Raw genomic sequence first — 7,067 nt, forward strand, 5'->3', positions numbered from 1 at the left:
CTTGTGTACTGACTGCCCAGATCACTGTGGAGAATGATTCCCTGCGTGTCTCTGACATTCAGGCAGGCATTTCCCGCCCCTTTCCCCGTTCCGGCTCACGGCGCAATATTTTGTCAAGATTGCTTTTCACGGTCTGCAATTCCCGGACGTTCTCTTGTCTGGTGCGTCACGGGGGTCAAAGCTGATGATATAGTGGTGGCTCTTTACGTCCTCCCGCTTTTGGTTCTTGCCGTATTTCAGATTGGAACGCATACAGGCGATTGCAAAATCTTCCTCACCGCAATTCAAAGAGGAAATGCGGTAATCGTCACGGATAACAAGCTGCCCGTTTCCGTCCAGTGCGGGCTTCATGGTAAACTCGTCATGCTCAAAGGTTAGGTACTGCTCGGCAGCTCCGTAATCGGCATTTTTAGAGCTGATATGTTTGAATGTTGCCAACGGCTTCACCTACTCTTCCTCGGTCAAGCGTGTCTTGATTACCCGGTGGCGGTGGGGCGTGTTGTATCTTTTCATGGCTGTGAACCTCCTTTCGTGGGTGGATTTTTTCAAGCGGCGCAAGCCGCAAAAAGGCGGGCTTGGGGTGGCAACCCCAACAAGATTCCCATAGGACAAAATGAGCGATTAGCGAAATTTGGTACTGTGGTAGAATCTTGCTCTTAAAAAGTGGCGGCTTCCCCTGTGTGGGCTTCCGCTGATACCCTCGACGGAGAGGGCGGGGCTTCTGCCAACTCTGCGGCAAAATTTATCCCTCTATTCCTAACTACGTTGAAAAATTCCAAACAGGCAACGTTTCCCGAAATTTGTGTGAATTTTCTTTCGTGCTTTCATAACAACATCTGACAAAAACGGGCGTAAAAAAACAGGAAACCTTTTCTTGATTTCCTGCTTTCTGACTGCCTAAAATGGCGGCGGTTATTCGGTTGTCATTCCCCGGAAGCAAACTTGTAGCCTATGCCTAAAACAGTCTTTATGTAGGTGGGGTTTTTGCTGTCCGGCTCTATCTTTTTCCACAGGTTGTAAATCACGTTGACAACGCTTGAATGGCAGCTATCGCTGTCCATGTTCCAAACGGCTTCAAAAATCTGTTCTTGTGTGAGGACAATGCTGGGATTGGAAGCAAGAAATACAAGGGTGCTGTATTCAAGGTGGGTAAGTTTTACTTCTTCCCCGTCATGAAGTACCTGTCGCCTACTCTGTATTATTTCCAATCCTGAAAAAGACATTCCCGAAGTAGGAATAGGGATAGTCCTCACGGATTCAAGTGATATGCAGTCTGCTATTGCAGCTATGATTTTATCAATCGCTTTTTCCTCTTGCTCGTTAAGCGTCAGCATTAGTATTTTCCCATAAGATCACCTCGGTTTAATAACAAAGTTTAAAATATACAGAAATTGTTAATATATTATTTTTGTAACTAATTTCCTTTATACCACCCTCTATTTTATTTAATAACTCTTTTACAATGTATAACCCCAACCCTGTATTACCGTTTGAACGTGATGTATCTACTGTATAAAATTTTTGAAAGAGTATATTAACATCTATATTTTTTAATTCTGATGTAGTGTTTTTTACTGTAAAGATACCATCTGCGTCCATCACGATTTCAATATAATCATCAGAATACCGTATTGCGTTTGTAACCAAGTTATCAATAATTCTTTTGCAGGCAACAGCATTTCCGATTATCCATACAGGAGCATTTTCTATTTTAATAGTGGATGTCAATTCTTTTAGTTCGTTATATTTGTCAATTAGACAGTCGGTTACAATTCTGTTTACATCTATTTTTTCAATTCCCAGAATATAATCATCACTTTCTATCAATGACAAATCATAAAATATTTGCAGTAGTTCTGTTAAATAGTCTGTTTTTGCTTGAATAACAGAAAAATAGTGTTCCTGTTCTTCTTTATCTTCACAATCTTTTAAGAGTGTTAAATATCCTTGGATTGATGTTAAAGGGGTTCTTAAATCATGGCTAATATTAGCAATGGAGTGTTTTAATTGCTCTTTTTCCTGTATAATCTTGACTTTTGTTTTCTGTTCTAAATCATTTTTTTCATTGATTATACCTGCCAATTTTACTATTTGCTTATTTGATAAGGAAATTCGCAGTTTTTTGTTTTCGCTAATCTGTTTTGTTATTTCACAAATTTGGCGTTTCCATGAAAAAAGAGAAAATGCCAATATTATATTTAATAAGACCAGTAATAAATACATCATTAACATTCTCTCCTTCGATGAATTTTAGAAAATATTTCGTGATTATTAGTTTTATAAAATTACTTAAACTCCTGTTTTCTGACAAGTATAACAGATAGGGGCAGTAAAAATAATAAACTGAAAATAAAATATATGATTATTTCATTTATTAGCCCATATTCAAGCCGGAAAGTTCCCATGTTCATCCAATAGTATAATGGATTGAGCCAGACCAAATATTTTAATATTGCATGACTGTGAAAATTCTGCCATATCCCCGTATATATTACTGCGCCGCCCAAAGTAAATAAACACATGACAGTTGCGATGATACCGATATTTTTCAAGCAGATACATATAGTAATGCAAAGTAAGATAAATGAAACCAATACTAAAAAATTTAATCCGACATAACTTAAATATTGTGCCAGTTCAGTTGTGTCGGGGATATACCCAGTTTGCAAACAAGTAAACAAAAGCGTAATGGTATTGAATATAAAATAGCAGACTGCATTATATAAAACAATAACAATAGTCTTTGCAAAGTAGACTTTTACTCTATCTATTCCATAGGCAACAGGGAGTTTGATTGTACCCACAGAGTAATCATAGCAGAAAAATTGTATGGTTAAAATGAGGGTAACAATCCAGAGAAATACATTGCAGGATATACAGGATTGCATAATTTCGCTAAATTTAGGTGTATCAATATTTTCAAATGTAAATGCAAAAAAACCAATAGTTCCTTGTATGGCAGCATTTGTTTCTTCATCTCCCTCTGAAACGAAGAGCTGTGTTCCCCCAGCGGACATGCTGAAACTCCCATACAAAATCAGCCCTGCAAAAAAAAGAATTGGAACCGCTATAAACAGTTTGGAATATTTCAGTTTAAGAAATTCAGATTTCAACTGATTATACATATTTGTACCCTCCTATTAGATTTTCAAAATAGGTTTCTAATTCTTCCCCCTGCACAGACATTTCTTCAACAACAATGCCATTAGAAAAAAGAGTTTTTGAAATAGTATGTGTTTCTTCAAGTTTTTCATATATCCTTATAAAATTGTTTGGATATACAGAAAAGTTTTTGATTTTTAGCTGTTCTTCCAAAACAGTAACAGTTTTTTTCGTATCATCTGTTTTCAGTTTAATATGCCGCCTGCATTGCTCATTTAATTCTTTTGCTGTAATTTGTTTAAGTAGCTTACCATGATGCAAAAAGCCATAACAAGTTGCGAGCTGGTTAAGCTCACTCAAAATATGGCTTGAAATCAATATTGTTACATGGTTTTCCCGGACTAATCTTTTAAGCAGCTCTCTAAGTTCAATAATACCTGTTGGGTCTAATCCGTTGACAGGTTCGTCTAAGATTAGAAATTCCGGCTCGCCCAAAAGAGCAACAGCCAATGCCAAACGCTGTTTCATACCCAAAGAAAAGTTATTTACTTTCTTTTTTTCCGTATTATTTAGTCCGACAAGTTCCAATGTTTTTGAGATACATTTTTTGCCTGGAATTCCCCTTTGTACCCGCTGAATCTCTAAATTTTGTTTTGCAGTCATATCTTTATACAATGCAGGCATTTCAATCGTACAGCCAATTTTAGTACGTTCATGCTGCAAATGATCTGTTTTCCCGAACAGAGTAATGATACCGCTGCTTTTAAATGCTAATCCCGTCAATATACGGATTAAGGTGGATTTTCCAGCGCCGTTTTCACCAACTAACCCATATATTTCTCCCCGGTTAATTGAAAAATTAACATTTTGTAATGCATGGAAATTTTTGTAATTTTTACAAAGTTCTGTTGTCTGACATATAATCTCTGACATTTTACCAACTCCTTTCCATGCTAATTTACAATCCAAATCTAAAAAAAATCTAAAGGAATAAAAATTATTTCAATTTATACCCAATCCCCCATACTGTTTCTATATAATCAGTATCCGTATGCTTTTTTATTTTTTTCCGAATGTTACTGATATGCGTGTTGATTGTATCATTATCGTAGGCATATTCTTCCTGCCAGATTGATTCATAAATATTTTGTTTTGAAAAAATTTTTTGCGGATATTGTAACAGAAGGATTAAAATTGATAATTCTGTTGATGTAAATTGTACGGTTGCTCCTTTTATATTGGCATTACAGTTTTCAATTTCAATATCCTTATACTTTAAATGAATATCCGCTTTCGGGGGAGCAGCTACACTTCTTTTTAAGTTAGCCTCAATCCTTGCAAGTAACTCAAAAAGGTTAAAAGGTTTTGTCATATAGTCATCTGCACCCAAACGCAGTAAATCTATTTTGGATTGTACCATTGTTTTTGCAGACACAACAATAACAGGAATATCTGTATATGTTCTTAATTGCTTTATCACACTATCGCCATTTAGAATTGGAAGCATTAAATCCAAAATGATAAGGTCTGGTAAAAATTTCTGGCATAAGTCTATTCCCTCTCTTCCATTTGGGGCAGAATACACTTCATAATTGTGATTTATCAGAAACTTTGTTATCATGTTGCGAATATCGGTATCATCTTCAATGATTGCTATTTTTTTCAATTTTATATCCTCCATATAAAGTAGGGTATACTTTAATTTTGATTGCTTAAAGTATGCTTTCATTATATGGCATAATAGAAATGAACTCAAGGCAGAGCATAGAATATCAATAAAATGTATTTGTAAATTTGATTGGGTAAAAATACCGAAGAATGGCACTGTATAAGCTTGCTTACCTTCTGCTCTTTGGTTTCTTTGGTTCGGAATAGTGTGGTGCTGGCGGTCTATCTCTTGTTTTCGGTTGCTTGCTTCTTTACCGTACATGAGCATTAAAACAGGAGTTTAATCAACAGATAAATGCGTCTTCTGCTGTTATTTTTGTGGTGGGTGATATGACCGCCTATCGTAAAGCAGGCAGTAGCTGTTCACGGGCAACGGAAGAAAGGTTAAACTGTAGTTGTACTCCATATAAGCATAATGCCAATGGTTCCAAAATGTGCAAAGTATTTCAAACCTTTTCACGAGAAGAAGATAGTGACGTTGGCAACATAAATTCATTTTCATATCTTCGCCATGAATTTGAGCAAGCCAAAAAACGTAAAAAACCAATTATTGTGGTTTATAATTCGTTACGTAAAGAAACAAGTTGGCTCCCTTCATACATGAAAGATTATGAATCAGATGCACAGCCTTTTTGGATAAAGAATTACCTTGGTGAAAAAGTTGGTAACTACACCTACATAAAAAGGGTTCTTGGATATGCTTAAATTTTTAAGAAAAAGTGGTACATGGGCACTGAGCATAATTACAGTGATTTTTACGTTTGTTCCTGAAGCAATTTTTGAGAAATGTAAACTACTTCCATTTTTCTCTAATGATATGAATATTGTATTAACTCGTGTTTTGTCTTTTCTTATCGTGCTTTTATTGACGATAGGGATAAGTGCTCTATATTTATATCGTCGAAAAAAGATTTGCATAAAAGGAAACAATTATAGTATTCAAATTGAATATGGCGATTTGCTTGAAATGAGGAATTGCAAAAAAGTAATTACCTTTGATGAATGTTTTACGACAAAGGTAGGTGATTCTCCTTCAGATGTAAAACCAACTTCTATATGTGGACAGTACCTTGAAGAAAATCCTATACAAGATATGCAAAATTTAATTGATAACGCACAGCTAAAACCCATGAAAAGCAAATCAAAATATCGCAACAAAGTTAGATATGAATCTGGTATAATACTACCAAATGGCGAGTATTTATTGATGGCATTTGCAAAATTAGATAAAGACGGACTGGGAAGATTTTTTTCTTATGATGAATTTCTCGAATGTTTATCGTTGTTCTGGAAAGAGATTGATAAATATTATGGGCAGAATGATGTATGTATATCTATATTAGGCTCAGGACTTACTCGTATAGGTGACACATCTTTTACTAAACAAGAATTGCTTGATATAATAATTGGGTCGTATAAATTAAGTCGTCATAAAATAAAATTTCCCAATAAGTTGCGTATTGTATGCAAAAAGAGCGAAGATTTTTCCTTAAATAAAATTGGCGAAAACGTATAATAAAATGCAAGACTATAACAAGTAAATATGTTTTTGTTAAACAAAAAACCGGGAACCTGTTTTTAGATTCCCGGTCAGTACCATTTATGCTGTCTGTTCCGCTTTCAGTTTTTTTACTTCATCAAGAGAAAGTCCAGAAATATTCGCAATTTCTTCCAGAGCATATTTTCCAGCTGACAGCATACGAAGAGCGACCTCTTTTAAAGATTCACTTCTCATATCTTCCATAATTTTACACATCTCGCTCACTCCTTTCGGATTCTCTTTTAGATATCGTGTTCGGTTTGCCATCAATTCAAAATTCATATCATCTGCTTTGGTACAATTAAAATCGTGCATGAGTTTTCCTATATCGGATTCTCCACGATATTCACCATTCACATAAAGGATATGCTCCCCATCTTCAAAAGATTTACCCGTTGCAAGATTGATTCTCTCAATCGGGTAAACAGCTTCGCCCTGACCATAAAAATCTTTTTCAATAATAAAAATTGTATATGTGTCCGGTAACTCTTTAAATTCCTGACCTGAATGGAGATTTTCTATATCCATTACGCTTGAATGATATCTTGCCCTGTGTGGGTCTGCTCCCTTGTCCTGCCTCTGGACTTCTAAATCATATTTTTTCCCATCTGAATCCGTTCCATATGCGTCCAAGCAGATAGAACGTGCCCCAGCCAGCCTTTTCATATCCTTCTGTGTTTCACAATCAATGTTAACAACCTAACTCAAGCAACTACAACATATTGTGTTTTTCTTTTAATTGGCACGGGGTTCCCTG

At 35.7% G+C, this 7,067-nt stretch carries 8 protein-coding genes and 1 pseudogene; 2 read left to right on the forward strand and 7 right to left on the reverse strand.

The genetic code is table 11. The features are described from left to right. Positions 1-156: 156 nt before the first annotated feature. The 6 genes and pseudogenes from D7Y06_RS22980 to D7Y06_RS23005 form a co-directional block, all read right to left on the reverse strand. Positions 157-438, reverse strand: a pseudogene (locus D7Y06_RS22980) (relaxase/mobilization nuclease domain-containing protein); the annotation flags it as partial. A gap of 485 nt (positions 439-923) precedes the next feature. Next, positions 924-1,334, reverse strand: a complete 411-nt coding sequence (locus D7Y06_RS22985) for a winged helix-turn-helix domain-containing protein (protein ID WP_120409875.1) — start codon at positions 1,332-1,334, stop codon at positions 924-926. Between the two features lie 28 nt (positions 1,335-1,362). Continuing rightward, complete coding sequence (locus D7Y06_RS22990) at positions 1,363-2,226, reverse strand: sensor histidine kinase (protein ID WP_120409876.1); 864 nt, start codon at positions 2,224-2,226, stop codon at positions 1,363-1,365. 59 nt (positions 2,227-2,285) lie between these two features. Further along, complete coding sequence (locus D7Y06_RS22995) at positions 2,286-3,125, reverse strand: ABC transporter permease subunit (RefSeq protein ID WP_120409877.1); 840 nt, start codon at positions 3,123-3,125, stop codon at positions 2,286-2,288. Next, a complete protein-coding gene (locus D7Y06_RS23000; RefSeq protein WP_120409878.1) occupies positions 3,118-4,035 on the reverse strand; it encodes an ABC transporter ATP-binding protein in 918 nt (305 codons plus the stop codon). The genes D7Y06_RS22995 and D7Y06_RS23000 overlap by 8 nt, the downstream gene beginning before the upstream one ends. A 64-nt stretch (positions 4,036-4,099) precedes the next feature. Then, a complete protein-coding gene (locus D7Y06_RS23005; protein ID WP_120409879.1) occupies positions 4,100-4,768 on the reverse strand; it encodes a response regulator transcription factor in 669 nt (222 codons plus the stop codon). Positions 4,769-5,100: 332 nt separating this feature from the next. On the opposite strand from D7Y06_RS23005, the gene D7Y06_RS23010 reads away from it, so the two are divergent. Continuing rightward, positions 5,101-5,475: a hypothetical protein gene (locus D7Y06_RS23010; RefSeq protein WP_243119469.1), complete on the forward strand. Its 375-nt coding sequence runs from the start codon at positions 5,101-5,103 to the stop codon at positions 5,473-5,475. Continuing rightward, positions 5,468-6,286 carry a macro domain-containing protein gene (locus tag D7Y06_RS23015; RefSeq protein WP_120409881.1) on the forward strand — a complete coding sequence of 273 codons (819 nt, stop codon included), beginning with the start codon at positions 5,468-5,470 and terminating at the stop codon, positions 6,284-6,286. The genes D7Y06_RS23010 and D7Y06_RS23015 overlap by 8 nt, the downstream gene beginning before the upstream one ends. Positions 6,287-6,370: 84 nt before the next feature. On the opposite strand, the gene D7Y06_RS23020 is transcribed toward D7Y06_RS23015, so the two are convergent. Continuing rightward, complete coding sequence (locus D7Y06_RS23020) at positions 6,371-6,976, reverse strand: Rpn family recombination-promoting nuclease/putative transposase (protein WP_243119470.1); 606 nt, start codon at positions 6,974-6,976, stop codon at positions 6,371-6,373. Positions 6,977-7,067 lie beyond the last annotated feature (91 nt).

This window comes from Roseburia sp. 1XD42-69 (assembly GCF_003612565.1).
GTDB lineage: Bacteria > Bacillota > Clostridia > Lachnospirales > Lachnospiraceae > Roseburia_B.